We start from the raw sequence: 19,791 nt of genomic DNA on the forward strand, positions 1-19,791 counted from the left end.
CAGGATGTGCATCAAGCGCAGAGGACACTGCGGCGTGTTATTCCACCGTCACGCTCTTGGCCAGGTTGCGGGGCTGGTCTACGTCGCAGCCGCGCATCACCGCAATGTGATACGACAGCAGCTGCAGTGGCACCACCGCCAGCAGCGGCGAGAGAAACTCTTGCGTCTGGGGGATGCGCAGCACGTACTCGCAGAGCTCATCCAGCTCGCCATTGCCTTCGTCAGTGATTGCAATGACGGATCCGTCACGCGCGGCGACTTCCTCGATATTCGACACGACCTTGTCGTAGGTGCTGTCTTTCAGCGCGATGAACACCACCGGCATAAAGCGATCGATAAGCGCGATGGGCCCGTGCTTCATCTCCGCCGCCGGGTAGCCTTCGGCGTGGATGTAGGAGATCTCTTTGAGCTTGAGGGCACCTTCGAGCGCGACCGGGAAGTTGAACCCACGTCCCAGATACAGGAAGTTCGACGAGTAGCGGTAGATGTTCGCCATCTTCTCGATCTGCCCATCCATTTCGAGGGTGGTGCGCACCTTATCGGGGATGGAGGCCAGCGCGTGGACCGCGTCGGCGAACTCGGCATGGCTAAGCGTGCGATCTTCCGCCATCTTAAGTGCAATCATTGCCAGCACGATCACCTGCGCGGTGAACGCTTTGGTGGAGGCGACACCGATCTCGGGCCCGGCGTGCAGATACACGCCAGCATCAGTTTCGCGGGCGATGGTCGAGCCCACCACATTGCAGATGCCCAAACACATCACGCCCTGACGCTGCGCTTCACGCACAGCGGCCAGCGTATCGGCAGTTTCGCCGCTCTGTGAGATGACGAGCACCACATCGCCGTCTCGCAGAATGGGATTGCGATAGCGAAACTCGCTCGCATATTCGACTTCGACCGGTGTACGCGCAAAGTGCTCAATCAGGTACTCGCCCACGAGCGCCGAGTGCCACGATGTACCGCAGGCCGCAATGATAACACGATCGGCATCGCGCAGGTCGTCCATCACGTCGTGCAGGCCGCCAAGCACGATTTTGTTGTCATCGGGCAGCACGCGTCCGCGCATCGCATCTTCGAGTGCGGTGGGCTGCTCCATAATCTCTTTCTGCATGAAGTGCTCGTAGCCGCCCTTCTCGATCTCGCCGAGCGTCCACTCCAGTTCATGCACCTCTTTCTCCATCGGCACGTTTTCGATCGTGCGCACCTGATAGCCCCCGCGCCGGATCGTCACGATCTCGCCGTCGCTCAGGTACACCACCTGCCGTGTGTGCTCGACCAGCGGCGCGGCGTCGGAGCCCAAGAAGTACTCACCGTCGCCCACACCAATAAGCAGCGGACTGCCCTTGCGTGCGGCCACGAGCAGGTCGGGGTCGCTGGCGGATACGACGGCGATGCCGTATGTGCCAATAACTTGTGTAAGCGCCTGGCGCACCGCCTCGGGCAGGGCGAGCCCGGCCTCGTTCTGCACCTCTTCGATAAGGTAGACCAGCACTTCCGTATCGGTGTCGCTCTGAAAGGTGTAGCCCTTCTCTTTCAGGCGCTTGCGCAGCACACCGTAGTTTTCGATGATGCCATTATGCACCAGCGCAAAATCGCCGTCCGAGCTCACGTGTGGATGTGCGTTACGGTCGCTGGGGGGCCCGTGGGTGGCCCAGCGCGTGTGGCCAATTCCGACCGTGCCCTCAATGGGTGCGCTGTCGAGCGCCGTCTCCAATTCGTTGACTTTACCTTCTCGCTTTTGCATGTGCAGCGTATCGTTGTTTACGATCGCCACCCCTGCCGAATCATACCCACGGTACTCCAGGCGTTTCAGCCCGGTCATCAAGATATTTTCGGCCTGTTTTTCGCCAATATAGCCAACAATTCCGCACATAGAACGCTGTCGGGATTTAGAGAAAAGAAGTGCCTGCGTACCGCAGGCGTCGCGTATTGGTAAAGCGAAGCGCGTCCGATCCTTGTAGAGTCACGCTTAAATGTAAGTAGGGACGCTTCGTAGTAAGCAAATAATGGAGGTCAATCGCAACTCCACATGCGCTGTTCAAGCACGTTAGTAGCGATCCAGCGAGAATTTTTCGCCGAGGTAGCGCTTCCGGACCTCCGGGTCGGCGGCCAGTTCTTCGGCAGTTCCTTGCTTGAGAATCTGCCCCTCGTACAACAGATAGGCGCGGTCGGTGATCGCTAAAGTTTCGTGCACATTGTGGTCGGTGATGAGCACGCCAATTCCACGTTCCTTGAGCCCGCCCACGATCTCCTGAATGTCTTCCACCGCAATCGGGTCCACCCCCGCGAAGGGTTCATCCAGCAGAAAGAACTTAGGTTCAGTGGCTAATGCGCGCGCAATCTCGCAACGACGGCGCTCCCCCCCCGAAAGCGAGTAGCCTTTGGAGTGGCGCACCCGGTCGAGCCCAAACTCGCTGAGCAGCGATTCGACGCGTGCGTGTCGTTCTTCTGCGCTGATCGGCTGGAATTCGAGCACGGCGTGCAGATTACTCTCCACCGTGAGCTCCCGAAAGACGGATGTTTCTTGCGCCAGATAGCCGATGCCGCGCCGAGCGCGCTTGTACATAGGCAGCCGCGTAATGTCGGTACCGTCGAGCGACACGCAGCCCTCGTTTGGGCGCACCAGCCCCACCACCATGTGGAAGGTCGTGGTTTTGCCCGCGCCATTGGGCCCAAGCAGTCCCACCACCTCTCCCTGCTTTACCTGCAAGTCAACCGACTTTACAACGGCGCGTTTGCCATACCGCTTGGTCAAGCCCTCGGCACGGAGCAGTGATTGCGGTTGAGCGGGATTCATAGGGGGTCGACAGATATGTGCACAGAAGAAACGAGGCTACAGTGCGTCGCGCGGGTCCTCATCGGGTGGATCTCTTTCAAGTGGATCCCTGTCGGGTGGATTCGGAGGCGCGCGGCGAGGCGCCGTGGGACGCTCAGACGTATCGAACGACCAGCCCGCCTCCATGCGGCGCTGCACCCGTGGATCCTGAAGCAGCATGTTGGACTGCGGACGCACTTCGGGAGTCCAACGAAAGCCGTCGAGTTCGAAGGGCGTAGGAATCAGATGCGGCTCGTAGAGCGTGCCCTGTGTGCCTTGTAGGATGCGAACGCGGCGCAGCGTCTGTGTGGTGTCAAACTCAATCACGATCGCATCGCCCGAAGCCTGAGCGGCCTGGCTGAGCGCCCCGTCTTCCGCAACGAAGCGGATCGTCTCGGCGGTAGGCGCAGCGTGGATGGAACGCAACTGGTCTTCTCGGAATGCTGCTGTTAGGTTGCCTCCACGTAGCTGATTGATCCGCTGCAGCACGGTATCTTGCTGGGCGGCAAATGCACCGCCCGTCACATACAGCGTGTCGAGGCTCCGGTTGCGTACTACCGTTCGGAGCGAATCGCCATACACCTGCGTGGTTTCAAACCAGGCGTTCGGGCGGTCGTACAGGCGCGATTCTTCGTATGGAGGCGCCGTCACCGTATCTGGGGCTACCGTACGGTCGTACACGAGCGAGTCGGCTGTGGCCGCCAGGTCGTCTTGCCACACCCGCACGCTGTCGATCGCCGTCAGGCGGCGTAGCGTGTCGCTGCGTTGCCCCAGCAGGCGCTCGGCCCGCACCATGAGGGTGTCGCGTGGCGCACCCAGCGAGTCGGTTTGCACCTGAAGCATAAACGCATCGCCCTGTACATCGCTGCGGCGCTCGTCTTCGTCGTTGATGGCCTGCGCGCCAAAGAGCCAGGTGCGCGTGTTCTGTTCGTCGTTGGATACCGACGGATCCTCAACCTCGTCGGGCGTCTGTCGCGGATTCCGATCGATGAACACATTGCCAAAGGCTTCAGAGCGCCGTCGGTCGCGGTAGTAGGAAAGCGAGTCGGCTTCGAGCCACGAGTCAGGGTCGTCGAGCGTCACGTTCCCTGCAAAATCGGCGCGGCGCTCGGGCGAGTGATACGTGCCGCGGTCGCTATGGAGCACAGCGGTGCTGTCCTGCAGCTCTACGGGTTGCTCGAACACCGTGCGGCGCTCATCCACGAAGTAGATCGCCTCGCTGGAACGCACATCCACGTCGCCATCTGTCAGTTCGACATTGCCAAATGCAAAGCCCAATTCGTTGCTGCGGTCATACCGCACCGTGTCGGCATGCAGCGTATCCGGCCCTTCAACGATTTCGACCGCGCGCAAGAACAGAAACTCATCGCGATCCAGGTACCGAAAGGCGCGCTCTGAGCGCAGCTCTGTGCTGTCTTGCTCTACAAACACGTTGCCAACGAGCTCCTGCACGCGCTCGCCATCAACAACGGTGGCGCTCAGCGAATCGGCCTGTACGTACGCTCGCGACTGCGTGGTATCTGCCGAGGTCGAATCGGCCTGCTGGGCGGCAGCAGACTGCAGCCCGCTTGCCATCATTCCGCATCCAGCCAGACACAGCCCCACGAGAAGAAACGGCCTCATGATGAACGCAGTGGGCCGAGATGCGAAGATGCGTGGCATGTCGGGTACAGAGAAAGACCGTGACGGAAAACAGCAGCGTGTAGGATCTATCGTATTGATACTCTATGTATCGTCGCTTTCGTCGTCGAGGTCTACCTCTGCATCAAACCGACCGATCTGATACGACGAAAGGTCTTCGTCGGCTACGAGCCCTTGACCGTTCAGGGTTTCTGTGGGTGTTACGATGCGCACAAACCGGCTGGAGCGTACCTTACGGTCGCTCTGACGCCACACGACGTGTTCGCTATACAGCTGGCGCCCCTCGGGCGTACGCACAACTACGTTGCCGTACGCATCGGCGCGGCCCTCATCACTGAAGTAGAGCAAGCTGTCGGCCGTAATGGTGGCCGAGGAGTCGCCTTCTGGCGTAAAGAGTTGCACATGCACCCGCACTGTGTCGCCACGCGGGGGGCGCAGCACCGCATAGCTACTATCGGGCGTTTCGTACTGAGCCATGCGCTGAGCCTGCAGCACGGCACGCTGGCGGCGTCCTTCGTGCAACACGACATGCGGGTCGTAGGTTACCTGTGTAGGCCGAAGCTCATTCGTCTCGCCAGCAGGAGCGCGAGCGCCTTCGCGCCGTTCACATCCTACGGTAAGCAGGACAAGCAGCACGCCAACCCCTATTCCTTGCAGTACGTTTTGGCCTGCTCTCTTTACGATTCTGTACTGCGTGCTTCGTGAGACGACGTTGCCTTGCACTCTATGAGCGAACACTGTACCTTATGAAAGCCTCCACTGGCCATTCGGGTCGTTTAAACGATCTGTAATTGCAGGGTTGCGTGAAGTTTACAGCAGCCCATGCCTACGTTAGCCTTGTCCCCGGCCCCCTTTTCTTCCCCCTTTGTACGAATTATTCCCGTTTTATGAGCTTTTCGACCCAGTCGGTTTCCGATGACACGCTGGTTGTTCACGTCGGTGAAACGCTCGACTTTCGCAACGCCGATACGTTCAAAGAAACCGTACACCCCCCGATTGATGCCGGAAAGCATCAGTTTATTCTCGACTTTTCGGATACGGACGTACTCGACTCGTCGGGGCTGGGAGCCATCTTTTCACTGTACCGGCGCGTGGCGGCTCACGACGGCACGGTGGTGTTTGCCAACACCTCTGAACCCGTGCGCGTTGTAGTTGAACTCACGCGTACGTACAAGGTCTTTCCACAGTACGACTCTGTGGAAGCCGCTCAAGCGGAGTTGACTTAACCTGCTTTCTCCGTCATGGATCTGATTTTTGACCAGACCTACACCGATCTCGAAGACGCGCTTCCGGCGATCCGAGCCGCGCTAAGCGCGGCCTGGCCGCCCGTACGTCCCTCTGAGGTGGATTCCTCTGCGGACTCCTCAGCTCCCTCACTGCCAGAAGCGGATGCATCGCCGGAGCAGCCCCCACGCCGCACGCGGCACTACGTGCAGCTGGTTGTCCATGAGTGGGTGGCCAACCTTACACGCCACGCTACCTTTGCCAATCCGCCTCGCATTTCAGTTCGGGTGCTGCTCAACCAAGACGCGGCCCAGTGCGAGATTACCGACAACTCACGCGGGTTTGACCTCAACTCTGTCCTCTCTACGATGGGAGCCCACGCGGCTCCTTTCCCAGAGTCTGGCATGGGGCTGCGCATTATCGACGCCTGTACCAACGACGTTTCGTATCGTCGTGCGTCGGCACTGCATCACCGCTTCACTGCCTCAGTTCCTTATGACCACGACCCATGGATGAACGTCTTATTTTAGTTGTTGAGGACGACGCAACGCTCCGCGAACTGCTTTCGTACCGGCTGGAAACGCATTGCACCGTCGTAACCGCCGTTGATGGTGTGGATGCACTCGAAAAGATCGAAGCCCGGCGCCCTGACCTTATCGTGTCGGATGTCATGATGCCGCGCATGGATGGCTTTACGCTGCTTGACGAACTGCAAAAGCAGAAGGACACCCGAGCTATCCCTTTCATCTTTCTGACCGCACGGACCGACGAAGATGCTCGCCTCACAGGTATGCGCCTGGGCGTAGACGACTTCATCACGAAACCGTTTGACATGAAGCAACTGGTGTCGCGCACCAAACGGCTCTTGGAGCGCGTAGAGGTCTTTAGCAATCGCCTCGACACCCAGCTCGGCCACGACTTCTCGCAGCGCCTCATGCCCACAACGCTCCCCAAGGTGTCGTCGTACGAGCTGTTCGTGCGCTACGAGCCCAGCCAGCAGGGCGGCGGCGACCTGCTCGACTGGCACCAGCTCGACGATGGGCGCTATTTCGTCGCGATTGGCGATGTGATGGGCAAAGGCCTACAAGCGAAGTTCTACGCCTACAGCTTCTTGAGCTACGTACGCGCCAGCCTACGTGCTCGGCTGACGGACACGCCCCGCCCGGCCGATATGATGGCGCACATCAACACGCTCTTGCTGAGCGATCAGGTACTCACCGATACGTTTGCCTCGTTCTTGCTTCTTGTATGGAACCCCGACGCCCACACCATCACGTTCGCCAATGCCGGGCACTGCCGTCCGCTTCTGGTAGATGCCGATGCGGCGCACCTCGTCACAGATAGCGACCTGATCCTTGGCTTAACAGACGAGGCGACGTTCGAGCAGCATACGCTTGAACTGGAGCCCAATACGGCGTTCGTTGCCTACACCGATGGGCTTCTTGAACAGCCTACTGCCGACGGCGACACGCTTGGCGAGGATGGCATCCGTCGCCTCGCCCAAAACGCATTCTCCGCGCATCTGCCTGCCGATGCGCTCTGGGAAGCCGCTCTCGACGCCTCCCCTGCAAGCACGTACAATGACGACACGCTTATCTTCTGGCTCACCCGTACCGCCGACCCTTCTACCGCGTTCACACACGTCTCAGCCCCAACCGATGCCGAAGCGTAACGCTGAAGCGTGTGGGATTCGGGACCGCCTCGCTACGCAGCGACCTCTTCGCGCGTTGCTTTGGGCGGTTCTACAGGCATCTGTTCAAGCGGGGTGTAGTCATCTTCGAGCAGCGCATAGTGCTCTTTGTCCCAAAACTGGCCGTCGCGGTACAGGTAGTCGGCTGCAGTGCCCTCATACGAGAACCCGGACCCTTTCACCAGGCGCGTCCAGGCATCGTTAAACTCGAACGTCTCGGCCGACACACGGTGCAGTCCCATGTCGTCGAAGCAGATTGCGAGGAGCAGATTCATCGCTCGGCGCCCGTAGCCGCGCCCCCAGTACGCCTGGTCGCCAATGGTGAGGCTGATACAGCCATGCTGGTGCGCCGGACTTACGCGGTAGAGCGCCGCGACCCCGATGAGCGCGTTGTCGGAGATGCTGTGGATCTCGAATGCGTAGTGCGTTTCCGTGGGATGGTCGCACAGACGCTCAAACCGCTGCTTAAACGCGCCAAACGACTCTTTCTCGAACGGCACCTCGCTGTCAAGGCGGTTGAGTTCGGGGTCGTTGTTCCACCGAAAGTGCGTGTGAATGTGGTCGCGCTGCAGCGCGGTAAGGCGTACGTCGGGACCGCTGCGCGGCACGAGGCGCTGCATAGAAGGAACGTCAGTCATCATATTGGAAGCGCTTCCGGATTGTAGAGAAAAACAAGCGGCGTCGCACGGATGTGCTGTGCCGCAGGCACACACATGGTACCACGCAACACTGGTATCTGCAAGCCGAATGCCACCAAGTGCCTATAAGGTTTGGATACTACACACACCGCTTTTGGCGCATGGTGCGCTGGGGAATGCGGTAGGATCTGCCACGATGCGCATCTTTTTCAGGATCTGTCTGCTTTTGACGGCTGCAGAGGCTCCACAACGTAAAACGCGCTCCGTCGGCGTAGTGCCGGGGAGCGCGTGGCGGTCCGGACGGGACTCGAACCCGCGACCTCTGCCGTGACAGGGCAGCATTCTAACCAACTGAACTACCGGACCAGTACGTTATGTGTTGTTGTGCATGAAAAGTGGTCGGGGGCGGATTCGAACCGCCGACACACGGCTTTTCAGGCCGTTGCTCTACCACCTGAGCTACCCGACCAAATCGGAATACCATGTAAAGCACTGTATGCGCCACAATCAAGGGCATACGCACTGTTTCATGTTGAGTTCAACGACCCCTAACTCAACTTACATGCGGGCCGTCTTCGGCATCTTCGTCAGGGGCATTGGCAGAAGCACGCGCCCCCCACATGAGCTTGCGCCGCAATGTGTTAAACACATGCGAGCCATCAAGCTTTACAAGGTTCACCGAATGAGCGGCCCGTCGTACCGTAAACGATATAGCGGGTTCCTTGAACTCCGTGCTGACTCCGTCCACCGCAAACACGTACGGACGGCCCGGACTCCGCACTTCGGCGCGAATGGTTGCCGTGGCTGGGAGCACCATCGGACGCACCGAAAGCGTGTGTGCGGCAATGGGTGTGATGATGAGCACCCCCGTTTCAGGCATCAGGATGGGTCCGCCTGCCGAGAGTGAATACGCCGTGGAGCCGGTCGGCGTCGAGAAAATGAGTCCGTCAGACCAGTATGTGTTCAGCGGCTCGTCGTTTACGGTGACGGCAATGCGTAACAGCCCGGCCGCGCCGCTCCGGTTGATGACGCACTCGTTCAGCGCCCAGTTGCGCCCCAACTTGCGCTCGTCCGCCTGCACCTCCAGTACCATACGCGGGCTGATGCGATAGTCGCCCGCTTCGAGCATATCGATGGCCTTGGTGACCTGGTTGTGCTCTACATCCGCCAGAAACCCGAGCCGCCCAATGTTGATGCCCACCAGCGGCGTATCCGACGGACTCACGGCGTGGGCGGTGCGCAAAAGCGTGCCGTCGCCCCCGAAGGAGAACACCACGTTGGCCTGCCGTCCTACATCGCTCACGCTCGGAGCCACGCATCCATCTGACACCGCCTGGTCGCGCTCAGCACGTCCGGTGGCCAGATCGGGAGCCAGTCGATAGGGCAGTCCTCGTTTATCCAGCACCCGAATTACGCGATCGAGTAGCGGCCACAACGCTGCCTTGGTGGGGTTGCCCGTCAGACCATAGATCATAAAGCCGTGTAGATTTGTAGGGATGCCGAAGCGCGGAGGCGTTTGTAGGAATAGGACGATGCAGATGTAACGCTCGCCTTGGTGGTGCGTACACACCACCTGTGCAATCGGTCCTTTTACCTGCTGTACCGTCGCGTCTATGCTCGCTTTCCTGTCTCGATATGCCGACTGGCTTCACCTGCAGTGGCCTTCGGGCGACGTCTCGACCCTACCCCGCGTGGACGACCACTATCGCACCAATGTAGAAGGCGTGTATGTAGTGGGCGACCTGGCCGGGGTGCCGCTGCTCAAGTTCTCACTCGACAGTGGCACCAAAGCGGTGCGCCACATCGCCGAGACGGAGCCTACGCCGTCTTCGCCCCGCGACGAGACCTACGACGTGATGATTCTGGGCGCGGGCGCATCGGGCATGGCGGCCGCCCGCGAGGCCGAAGCGCAGGGCCTATCGTACGTGGTGCTGGAGGCCAACGAGCGCTTCGCCACGATCAAGGACTTCCAGGTCGGCAAACCCATCTACACCTACCCGGAGTCTATGACGCCCGAGGGTAGCGTGCAGGTCTCTGCCCCTGTGAAGGAGGAGTTGGTCGATGAACTCACCGCACAGACCGACGACATTCCCGTGCGTGATATGGAGGCGCACCGCATTGAACGCGATGGGGATCTGCTCACAGTCGTTGGAACCGAGGGCACCCGTATTCACGGACGCAACGTGGTGGTGGCGATTGGACGCAGCGGCAGCTTCCGCACGCTCGACGTGCCCGGCGAGGAGCACGACCATGTGCATCACCGTCTGCATGATCCTACCAAGCACACCGGCTCTGATGTCGTTGTGATCGGCGGCGGCGACTCGGCGCTGGAGGCAGCCATTGGGCTGGTCGAGGCCGGGGCGCACGTCACGCTCTCCTATCGGCGGGATGCGTTTGTGCGTCCCAAGCAAGCCAACATCGACCGCGCATACGAACTGGCATCGTATGCCTCGGAGGGCTCGCTACGCCTGAGGCTGCAGACCAACGCCACCCGTATCGACGATGACACGGTGACGCTGCAGCATGAAGACAGCGGCGACACGGAGACGGTGCCAGCCCAGCACGTCTTTGCGATGATTGGCCGCGAGGCACCGCTCGACTTCTTCCGCCGCTCCGGCATTGAACTGCGTAACGACTGGGGCACCCTCCCCAACTCGCTCTCCGCGCTCACTTCCAGCACCGACTGGCTACCCCAGCTCAACTGGCGCCGCATTGGCGCGTTTGCCGCGTTCTTCCTGTTCATGTGTGCGGTCTACTCTTGGAAAGACGGCGGCTGGCTCAACCGACTGGCACAGGGAGCCGACCTCTTTCCCTTCACGCTCACTGCACAGCCGGGCGCAACCGGACTCTGGGACATCATTACGACCTCGGCCACCAAGCCGGGTTTCTACTACACGCTTGCATACTCGGCTATCGTCGTCATCTTCGGGTTCAAGCGGATTCGAAGGCGGAAGACGCCCTACATCAAGGTGCAAACGCTGACCCTGATGGCGATTCAGGTGCTTCCGCTGTTTCTCTTACCCGAGATCGTGTTGCCGTTTCTGGGGGCGAACGGATGGCTCCCTGTGGGACTCTTAGACGCCCTCTTCCCCACCAGCGAGTGGGCCGTGCATGGACGCGAATACTGGCGGGCCTATGGATTTATCCTGGCGTGGCCGCTGCTTGTCTATAACGTGTTTACGACCGATCCGCTGTGGTGGTGGCTGGGGATCTGCTTTGTGCAGACGTTCGTGCTCATCCCCGGCATGATCTACTTCTGGGGCAAGGGCGCCTACTGCGGATGGATCTGCTCGTGCGGCGCGCTTGCGGAGACCCTCGGCGACCAACACCGCGATAAGATGCCGCACGGCGAGGGCTGGAACAAGCTCAACATGGCCGGGCAGGTCATCATGGTGCTGGCGTTTGTGTTGCTCTTCTGGCGTATCGGCGGGTGGATCTGGCCGGGCGGATGGATGGAGCAGGCGTTCAACGCGCTCATGTTTGGGCAGCTTCTGGGCTTACAGCTGAACTATGCCTGGCTGGTCGATGTCGTGCTGGCGGGCATGGTCGGATACGGCGTGTATTTCTGGCTCTCGGGGCGCTTCTGGTGCCGCTTCTTCTGCCCGCTGGCCGCACTGATGCACATCTACCACCGCTTCAGCCGCTTCCGCATCCTGGCCGACAAGGACAAGTGCATCTCGTGCAACGTGTGCACGACGGTGTGCCACCAGGGCATTGATGTGATGTCGTTTGCGCAGCAGGGCAAGCCCATGGAAGACCCCGAGTGCGTGCGCTGCTCGGCATGCGTGCAGAGCTGCCCCACGGGCGTGCTGTCGTTCGGTCAGGTGGATACGCAGACCGGCCAGGTCATTAGCAGGGATTCGCTGGAGGCCTCGCTCGCGCGCATCCAGGAAGAGGCGGCGCAGGAGCAGGCGGCTGCCGAGCACGACCGGCAGGCACAAGGGGTGTAGGCACGTGCTGTTGCTTGCAAGACCCACGCGGTTCGTGCGTCTTCATGCCGAGGGCTGATCTGGATACGGGCGTGGAAACGCTCCTCTACTTTCCCTCCAAATACTCTTCTTTCAACCACTTCCGGCCCGTGTCCTACAACAGACAGCGCCCCACCGGCACGAGGCTGGTGGGGCGCTGTAGGCATAGACCGCTGTGTGCGGTCGGGGGCATTGGTGGATGCTACTTGCCTTCGCCTTCGTCGACGACTTCGTAGTCGGCATCGCGCACCTCGTCATCGTCGGCGGTGCCGTTGCCCTTCGGCTGAGCCTGGGGGCCGCCTGCCGCGCCGGGTCCGGCAGCACCGGGTCCAGCACCTGCTCCGGCGGCACCGGGGCCTCCGGCTTCTTCGGCCTGGGCCGCGTAGATTTCTTGGCTGGCCGCGGACCACTTCTCGTTCAGCGTTTCGAGCGCGTCTTCGAGTTCACTCAGGTCCTTATCGGCACTGGCGCTTTCGAGCAGCTCCTCGACACGGTTGGTGGCCTGTTCGATGGCCTCGCGCTTCTCATCGGCGATCTTGTCGCCGTAGTCTTCGAGGTTCTGCTGCGTGGTGTAGACCATCGAATTCGCTTCGTTGATGGTCGACGCCCGCTCTTTGCGCTGCTTGTCTTCTTCAGCGTGCGCTTCGGCGTCCTGACGCATCTTCTCGATCTCCTCCTCGCTAAGTCCGCTGGAGGCCTCGATGCGAATGGAGTGCTCCTTGCCGGTGGCCTTGTCCTCCGCCGACACGTTCAGGATGCCATTCGCGTCGATGTCGAACGTCACTTCAATCTGCGGCGTGCCACGCGGGGCGGGCGGAATGCCGTCGAGGTGGAAGCGGCCAATGGTGCGGTTGTCTTTGGCCATCTCCCGATCGCCCTGCAGCACGTGCACCTCAACCGACTTCTGGTTGTCGGCAGCGGTGGAGAACACCTCGCTCTTCTTGGTGGGGATGGTGGTGTTCGACGGGATGAGCTGGGTCATCACACCGCCCAGCGTTTCGATGCCGAGTCCGAGGGGCGTTACGTCGAGCAGCAGCACGTCGTCGACATCGCCACTGAGGACACCGCCCTGAATGGCTGCGCCGAGCGAGACCACTTCGTCGGGGTTGACCGACTTGTTGGGCGAGCGCCCGAAGAAGTCGGTGACTGTTTCCTGCACGAGCGGAACGCGGGTGGAGCCGCCTACAAGCAGGACTTCGTCAATATCGCCCTTCTTGTATCCCGCATCCTTCATCGCCTTCTGCATCGGCGGGATGGTGCGGTCCACATGCTCTTTGATAAGCTGCTCAAACTTGGCCCGGTTGATGTCCAGGTTCAGGTGCTTGGGCCCCTCATCGGTCGCCGTGATGAACGGCAGGTTCACCGTGGTCGAGGTCGAGCTCGACAGCTCGATCTTGGCTTTCTCGGCAGCCTCTTTCAAGCGCTGCAGCGCCATCGCATCCTTGCGGAGGTCGATGCCCTGCTCTTGCTTAAACTGGTCGGCAATGTAATTGATGAGCGCCTGGTCGAAGTCGTCGCCGCCAAGGTGGGTGTCGCCGTAGGTGGCTTTCACCTCAAAGACGCCGTCGCCCAGCTCCAGAATGGAGACATCGAAGGTTCCGCCCCCGAGGTCGTACACGGCCACGACCTGATCCTTCTCATCGTCGAGTCCGTATGCCAGCGAAGCAGCCGTGGGCTCGTTGATGATGCGCTTCACCTCCAGCCCAGCAATGGTACCGGCTTCTTTCGTCGCCGTGCGCTGTGCATCGTTGAAGTAGGCCGGCACCGTAATGACGGCTTCCGTAACTTCGTCACCAAGATACTCTTCGGCAGTCTGCTTCAGCTTCTGCAGGATCATGGCCGAGATCTCCTGCGGCGTGTACTCGCGGTCGCCCAGTTTTACGCGGGGCGTGCCGCCGTCGCCACGAACGACCTCGTAGGGCACTTCGTCCAGTTCCTCGCCCAGATCGTCGTAGTTGCGGCCCATGAACCGCTTGATGGACGACACCGTGTTTTCAGGATTTGTGATGGCTTGCCGCTTGGCCGGAGCCCCGACCAGCCGCTCGCCGTCTTTTTTATAAGCAACGACCGATGGCGTGGTGCGGGCCCCTTCCGCATTCTCAATCACCTTCGGCTCGTCGCCTTCCATAACCGCGACGACCGAGTTGGTCGTTCCTAAGTCTATGCCTATTATCTTACCCATAGATTGCTGGTCCTGTCAGTCAACAAAGCGCGTGAATGTCGATGACTATCGCGCATCGCGACAGCCACCTGTTTATATTCTCAAACACAATGCCGAAGCCGCATTGCCGGGAAACGCCGTGTCACATTGGCAGCTTCCGTGCACACAAGCCCATACCATGCCTGCGAATCGGGCCGATCGTGCCAGAGCGGCGTATGCCATTGCGCCGCAGCCCTGACAGCGTGCGTGCCACCGGCTTTGATGTTCAACCGCACCGCGCCGTAGCCTTACCCTCACTCTCAACAGATCTCTGCATGTATTGGGAAACCGTCCTCCGGGTCTGCCAATATCATTCGGGCCATTCACGCGATCCCCTTGTTATGCGCTACTTGCCCAACGCACTTACCATTGGACGCATCCTGCTTACGCCGGTTGTTCTGTTCCTGCTTACCGTACCTACGTGGTGGGGACAGACATCGGCGCTGGTGCTGTTTCTTGTGGCGTCGGCTTCGGACTACCTCGATGGCCGCCTGGCCCGCGCCTGGAACGTGAAGTCGCGCTTCGGCCAGTTCCTGGACCCGCTCGCCGACAAAATCCTTGTGCTGGGCCTCTTTGTCATGTTCGCCCTCGTGCAGCCGGAGGTGGTGCCGTGGTGGGCCGTCGGGGCCATTGCGCTCCGCGATGTTGGCGTTACGGCCCTGCGCAGCTATGCCGAAGCCCAGGGCCGTACACTGGCTACCTTCCGCATCGCCAAGTCGAAAACCGCTGCACAAATGGCCTTTCTGCTTGCGCTTCTGTGCGTGCGCGTGTCTCAGCATAGCGGCCCGGTGGCCAGCGACTTTGCTACGTATCTCATCAACAGCCACATCCTGTACGGCGCACTGATCGCGGTTGTACTGCTTACGGTAGGCACCGGACTCCTCTACGCGATTGCGCCCCAAGAAGAAACCATCCGCCCGAATCCACCCCGCTCGGTGTCGCAATAATGCTGCACGAGCGATCCGACGCTGTTCTGCTCACCTGTCGCCCTTGCCTGTGTCCACTTGCACCACGGCCCCTCGCTCCCTCGCTGTCCGAATTGCACACGTACTGCTGAATGAGGAGGCCGTGCAAGTGCGCCCCAATGACCCATTCACGTGGTCTTCGGGATGGATCGCCCCCGTCTACTGCGACAACCGCGTACTGCTGGATGCGCCCGATGCCCGCGCCCGCATTCAAGAGGGATTCGTAGCGTACTGCGCCGAGCAGGACGACCTGCCTCGCGTCGTGGCAGGCACCGCCACCGCCGGCATTCCACACGCTACCCTGCTGGCCGATCGCCTGCACACCGGACTCGCCTACGTTCGCAGCTCCGCCAAGTCGCACGGACGCCGCCGCCAGGTGGAAGGACGCGTTGCAGCTACCGACTCTGTGATCATCGTCGAAGACCTCGTCTCTACTGGCGGATCGGCGCTCGACGCGGTGCACGGCGTACGGCGCACCGGCGCATCCGTGCAGGGCGTGCTCGCCATCTTCTCGTACGACTTCCCCACTGCCCGCGAGGCTTTCGCCGACGCCGACTGCTCCCTGCACGCGCTCACTACGTTCGAAACGCTTGCCCAGGTGGCACGCGACACAGGCCGCCTCTCATCCGCTGCCTACGACGACGTGATGCGCTGGCACCGCGCGCCCAGCGACTGGACACCGACCACCGCGTAACCCTTTCGTTTTTCCCACTGTGTCCGCTCTGTCTTTATGGATGCGTATCTTCTCTCCATCGGCGACGAACTGCTCATCGGCCAGACTGTGAATACCAACGCCGCCTGGCTGGGCGAGCGCCTGAGCCTGATGGGGCTGGAGGTGATCGAGGAACGCACACTCGCCGACCGTAACGACCGCATCCGCACGGCCCTGCACGACGCCTGCGCTGCCGCCGACCTGGTCGTGATTACGGGCGGACTTGGTCCCACGCACGACGACCTCACCAAAATTGCTGTCGCTGATTTTCTGGGAGTCGAGATGCAGCGCGACGATGTGCTCTGGGGGCGCCTGCAGACCTACTACACCGAGCGCAACCGTCCCGTACCCGAGCGCGCGGCCCAGATCGCCGACATGCCTGCGGGGTTTGAGAAGCTCGCCAACCCCATTGGCACCGCCCCCGGCCTCCGCTTTCAGGGTCCCGCCTCCGATAACGCCCTGCTCATTGTGCTGCCGGGTGTGCCCGCCGAGATGAAAGCGATCTTCGACGCCTCCGTACAGCCGCTCCTGGCCGACCGGACCGACCTGCGCTCCACCGCGCACCGCACGCTGCAGACCACCGGCATTGGCGAGTCGGACCTGCAAGCAGAAATTGGCGATGCCGAAACGCTGCTGCCCGAGCGCGTGTCGCTGGCGTACCTGCCCTCTACCAGCGGCGTGCGCCTCCGCCTCACCGCCCGCGCCGACGACCCTGACACCGCCACCCAGCTCCTCGATGCCGCCGAAGCGCGCATCCGCGAACGCGCCGACGCCCACATCTTTGCCACCGGCAATGTCTCGCTCGCCGAAGCGCTCGGACGCCGCCTCACCGATGCCCAGCTCACCGTATCCACCGCCGAAAGCGCCACCGGCGGACTCGTAGGCGATCGCCTGACCAACGTGCCGGGGTCCTCGTCCTACTACGCGGGCGGCGTTATTGCCTACGCCAACCCTGTCAAGATCAATCAGTTACAGGTGGATGCCGAGGTTCTTTCCTCACACGGCGCCGTCAGCGAACCCGTGGCGCGGCAGATGGCCGACGGCGTGCGCTCCCTACTCGGCACCGACATCGGCATCGCCACCACCGGCATTGCCGGGCCCGGCGGCGGCAGCGACGCCAAACCCGTAGGCACCGTCTGGATTGGCTACGCCGATGCCCACGGCACCCACGCCACGCACGTTCGCTTCGTGAACGACCGCCATATGAACAAAGCCCTCTTCGCCACCGCCGCCCTCGACATGATACGCCGCCAGCTCAACCGGCGCGAGGACCGGGCGACGGCCTCCCCACGTTACGATTCCGCCGCCTAATGGGTCTTACCTGCACCGCCACAGGCTTGCCGTGAATTGCACAGCGCGCTCGGCACTCTATCTACCGCCTATGGTATAGCATCACCCGGCATCCCAGTGTCCCGCCGGTTCTTCCTGTTCCTCGACTGACGCTTCCCCTGTACTGCCATGGCCAAAAACAACGGATCCGGAAAAGACGAAGCCCTCGGCCTCGCCGTGAAGCAGATTCAGCGCGAGCACGGCAAAGGCTCCATCATGCGCCTGGGCGACGAGCCCGTGCAAGAGGTCGAAGCCATTCCCACCGGCTCGCTGACCCTCGACAACGCCCTCGGCGTGGGCGGCGTGCCCCGTGGACGCATTATCGAGATCTACGGGCCCGAGTCATCGGGCAAGACCACGCTCGCTACGCACATCATCGCCGAAGCCCAGAAGCTGGGCGGCGCCTGTGCCTTCATCGACGCCGAGCACGCCTTCGACCCCAACTACGCGGGCGACCTGGGCGTCGACATCGACAACCTGCTCGTGTCGCAGCCCGACACCGGCGAGCAGGCGCTCAACATTGCCGACACGCTCGTGCGTAGCGGCGCGCTCGACGTCATCGTCATCGACTCCGTGGCCGCCCTCGTACCGCAGGCCGAGCTCGAAGGCGACATGGGCGACACCCACGTGGGCCTGCAGGCTCGCCTCATGAGTCAGGCCCTGCGCAAGCTGGCAGGAACCATCAACCGAACCAAAACCTCGATCATCTTCATCAACCAGATCCGCATGAAGATCGGGGTCATGTTCGGCAACCCCGAAACCACCTCTGGCGGACGCGCCCTCAAGTTCTACTCGTCGGTGCGCATGGACATCCGCCGCATTGGCGCGGTCAAAGACGGCTCCGACGTCATCGGCAACAAAACGCGGGTGCGCGTCAAGAAAAACAAAGTCGCGCCGCCGTTCAAAGAAGCTGAGTTCGAGATTATCTACGGCGAAGGCATCTCCTCGCTGGGCGAACTTATTGACCTGGGCGCAGAAGCCGACATCATCGAGAAGCGCGGCTCCTGGTACTCCTACAACGACGACACCATCGCCCAGGGCCGCGAAGCCACCAAAGAGTGGTTGAAGGAGCACGACGAAGAGCGCGAAGAAATCAAGCGCCAGATCCGCATCGAACTGGGCATGATTGAGCCCGACGAGGACGAGGTGGAAGACGAAGAAGACGCCGAAGAAGATGCGTAGGCGCTGCGCCGGGTGCTGGGTTACGCTGGTTCTGCTGCTCACGGTAGGGGGACAGGGGGAAGCACAGGCCCAAGCCCCGGCCTGCACCGCTTCCGACCTTTCGCACTGGGATGCACGCACCTCAGTCGCCCTGTACTGTGCGGGGTCTCCGCTGCCTGAACTGTCATCTGTCGCAGATCGTATCGCCCTGCCGCTCTTCCTGGGCGGACCCGTCGCGGCGGGTGGATACGCGCTGAGCACGCAGTCGCAATCCGATTTTGCCAATGCCTATCGCCTCGGTCTCTCCATGACCGGGGCGTACGCCGTTACGTACACCCTAAAGCGCATCATCCGGCGCCCGCGTCCCTACGCCGCCGGACTCGTCACCCGCCGCGACGGCCTTGCCGACACCAAGTCCCGCGCCCTCACCCTCGACGACCGCACCGCCATGCCCTCGGGGCACGCCACGCTGGCCGCCGCCATGGCCACATCGTGGAGTCTAAGCCACCCGCGCTGGTACGTGATCGCTCCAGCCGCCGTGTGGGCCACCAGCACCAGCCTCAGCCGCGTGCACCTGGGTGTACACTACGTGAGCGATGTCGCCGTCGGCACCGCCATCGGCAGCGGCATGGCCGTGCTCATCCACCTCCTCGGCGACGCCATCACCCCCACCGTATTCGACCCGCACGAGGGCGTGGACATGCCCGCTGTGCAGGTTACGGTGCCGTTGAATTACTAAAGACCTGACAGGTCTAACTAAATTCGCATAACACATCAGGCTCCCCCTTTCACCATGTCCAGCCAGGTACCGCTACAGCCCGGACAGTTCTACCACATCTACAACCGGGGCATAAATGGAGCGACCATCTTTCGAGAGGCGCGCAACTACCGCTACTTTCTGAAGAAGTACTCTCACCATGTTACGCCCATCGCCAAAACATACGTGTACTGCCTGATGCCCAATCATTTTCATCTGTTGGTCGCTATGCGAACGTCACGCCAGCAGGAGACTCACTCGTCTGAACCTCTTACACCTCGTCGATACTCACGCGCCTTTGCCAACCTCTTCAGCGGATATGCAAAGGCGATCAACAAGGCATATGAACGGACCGGCAGCCTTTTCGAGCGGGGATTCCACCGTATCCCGGTTGACACCGACCGCTATTTCCAACGTCTCGTCTGCTACATCCATCAGAATCCAGCGCATCACGGCTTCGTGGCCGACTTTCGTACATGGCCGCACTCCTCGTATGCCACCCTACAAAGTCACACCCCCACGCATCTCGAACGCGAATTCGTGCTGGAGCAGTTCGGCGGACGCGACGCCGTCCAGCAGGCCCATCGCGTAGATACGAGCCTTCCCGATGCACTTACCGACCTCTCGTTCGAGACGAATGTAGATAAGGACCTATAACGAGAAAAGACCTGACAGGTCTACATTGCAGTCC

At 61.3% G+C, this 19,791-nt stretch carries 17 protein-coding genes and 2 tRNA genes; 10 read left to right on the top strand and 9 right to left on the bottom strand.

Features of this window, described 5'->3' with window-relative positions; genetic code table 11:
* Positions 1 to 37 precede the first annotated feature (37 nt).
* From glmS to lptC, 4 genes are all read right to left on the bottom strand, one after another.
* A complete protein-coding gene (gene glmS / locus CRI93_RS08250; RefSeq protein WP_098062158.1) occupies positions 38 to 1,873 on the bottom strand; it encodes a glutamine--fructose-6-phosphate transaminase (isomerizing) in 1,836 nt (611 codons plus the stop codon).
* Positions 1,874 to 2,047: 174 nt separating this feature from the next.
* Complete coding sequence (lptB, locus tag CRI93_RS08255) at positions 2,048 to 2,797, bottom strand: LPS export ABC transporter ATP-binding protein (protein ID WP_098062159.1); 750 nt, start codon at positions 2,795 to 2,797, stop codon at positions 2,048 to 2,050.
* A gap of 36 nt (positions 2,798 to 2,833) precedes the next feature.
* Entirely contained in the window at positions 2,834 to 4,438 is a 1,605-nt protein-coding gene (locus CRI93_RS08260; protein ID WP_176521786.1) for an OstA-like protein, read from the bottom strand.
* Positions 4,439 to 4,540: 102 nt separating this feature from the next.
* The gene (gene lptC / locus CRI93_RS08265; RefSeq protein WP_245850410.1) at positions 4,541 to 5,092 is read right to left on the bottom strand and encodes an LPS export ABC transporter periplasmic protein LptC; all 552 of its coding nucleotides are present in this window, start codon (positions 5,090 to 5,092) and stop codon (positions 4,541 to 4,543) included.
* A 251-nt stretch (positions 5,093 to 5,343) separates the two neighbouring features.
* On the opposite strand from lptC, the gene CRI93_RS08270 reads away from it, so the two are divergent.
* The 3 genes from CRI93_RS08270 to CRI93_RS08280 are packed head-to-tail and all read left to right on the top strand — an operon-like array spanning position 5,344 to position 7,352.
* Positions 5,344 to 5,682, top strand: a complete 339-nt coding sequence (locus CRI93_RS08270; protein ID WP_098062161.1) for an STAS domain-containing protein — start codon at positions 5,344 to 5,346, stop codon at positions 5,680 to 5,682.
* A 15-nt stretch (positions 5,683 to 5,697) separates the two neighbouring features.
* Positions 5,698 to 6,210, top strand: a complete 513-nt coding sequence (locus CRI93_RS08275; RefSeq protein WP_098062331.1) for an ATP-binding protein — start codon at positions 5,698 to 5,700, stop codon at positions 6,208 to 6,210.
* Positions 6,189 to 7,352, top strand: a complete 1,164-nt coding sequence (locus CRI93_RS08280) for a PP2C family protein-serine/threonine phosphatase (protein ID WP_098062162.1) — start codon at positions 6,189 to 6,191, stop codon at positions 7,350 to 7,352. Before CRI93_RS08275 ends, CRI93_RS08280 begins: the two co-directional genes overlap by 22 nt.
* A 32-nt stretch (positions 7,353 to 7,384) precedes the next feature.
* On the opposite strand, the gene CRI93_RS08285 is transcribed toward CRI93_RS08280, so the two are convergent.
* The 4 genes from CRI93_RS08285 to CRI93_RS08300 form a co-directional block, all read right to left on the bottom strand.
* Positions 7,385 to 8,011, bottom strand: coding sequence for a GNAT family N-acetyltransferase (locus CRI93_RS08285; RefSeq protein WP_098062163.1), 627 nt, complete (start codon positions 8,009 to 8,011; stop codon positions 7,385 to 7,387).
* A gap of 286 nt (positions 8,012 to 8,297) precedes the next feature.
* A tRNA-Asp gene (locus CRI93_RS08290) sits at positions 8,298 to 8,374 on the bottom strand.
* A 30-nt stretch (positions 8,375 to 8,404) separates the two neighbouring features.
* Positions 8,405 to 8,477: transfer RNA gene (locus tag CRI93_RS08295), tRNA-Phe, on the bottom strand.
* A gap of 84 nt (positions 8,478 to 8,561) precedes the next feature.
* Complete coding sequence (locus CRI93_RS08300; protein WP_098062164.1) at positions 8,562 to 9,482, bottom strand: NAD(+)/NADH kinase; 921 nt, start codon at positions 9,480 to 9,482, stop codon at positions 8,562 to 8,564.
* A gap of 139 nt (positions 9,483 to 9,621) precedes the next feature.
* On the opposite strand from CRI93_RS08300, the gene CRI93_RS08305 reads away from it, so the two are divergent.
* Positions 9,622 to 11,958, top strand: coding sequence for an FAD-dependent oxidoreductase (locus tag CRI93_RS08305; protein WP_098062165.1), 2,337 nt, complete (start codon positions 9,622 to 9,624; stop codon positions 11,956 to 11,958).
* A 220-nt stretch (positions 11,959 to 12,178) separates the two neighbouring features.
* On the opposite strand, the gene dnaK is transcribed toward CRI93_RS08305, so the two are convergent.
* A complete protein-coding gene (gene dnaK, locus CRI93_RS08310; protein WP_098062166.1) occupies positions 12,179 to 14,158 on the bottom strand; it encodes a molecular chaperone DnaK in 1,980 nt (659 codons plus the stop codon).
* A gap of 359 nt (positions 14,159 to 14,517) precedes the next feature.
* Between dnaK and pgsA the strand changes: the two genes are divergently transcribed.
* From pgsA to CRI93_RS08340, 6 genes are all read left to right on the top strand, one after another.
* Complete coding sequence (gene pgsA, locus CRI93_RS08315; protein ID WP_098062167.1) at positions 14,518 to 15,123, top strand: CDP-diacylglycerol--glycerol-3-phosphate 3-phosphatidyltransferase; 606 nt, start codon at positions 14,518 to 14,520, stop codon at positions 15,121 to 15,123.
* 49 nt (positions 15,124 to 15,172) lie between these two features.
* Positions 15,173 to 15,835, top strand: coding sequence for an orotate phosphoribosyltransferase (gene pyrE, locus CRI93_RS08320; RefSeq protein WP_176521787.1), 663 nt, complete (start codon positions 15,173 to 15,175; stop codon positions 15,833 to 15,835).
* Between the two features lie 36 nt (positions 15,836 to 15,871).
* Entirely contained in the window at positions 15,872 to 17,164 is a 1,293-nt protein-coding gene (locus CRI93_RS08325) for a competence/damage-inducible protein A (RefSeq protein ID WP_098062169.1), read from the top strand.
* Positions 17,165 to 17,311: 147 nt separating this feature from the next.
* On the top strand, positions 17,312 to 18,364 hold the full coding sequence (gene recA / locus CRI93_RS08330; protein ID WP_098062170.1) for a recombinase RecA: 1,053 nt from the start codon (positions 17,312 to 17,314) through the stop codon (positions 18,362 to 18,364).
* Complete coding sequence (locus CRI93_RS08335) at positions 18,357 to 19,082, top strand: phosphatase PAP2 family protein (protein ID WP_098062171.1); 726 nt, start codon at positions 18,357 to 18,359, stop codon at positions 19,080 to 19,082. The genes recA and CRI93_RS08335 overlap by 8 nt, the downstream gene beginning before the upstream one ends.
* A gap of 54 nt (positions 19,083 to 19,136) precedes the next feature.
* A complete protein-coding gene (locus tag CRI93_RS08340) occupies positions 19,137 to 19,757 on the top strand; it encodes a transposase (RefSeq protein ID WP_098062172.1) in 621 nt (206 codons plus the stop codon).
* Positions 19,758 to 19,791 lie beyond the last annotated feature (34 nt).

The organism is Longimonas halophila (assembly GCF_002554705.1).
In the GTDB taxonomy this organism is placed as follows: Bacteria; Bacteroidota; Rhodothermia; order Rhodothermales; family Salinibacteraceae; genus Longimonas; species Longimonas halophila.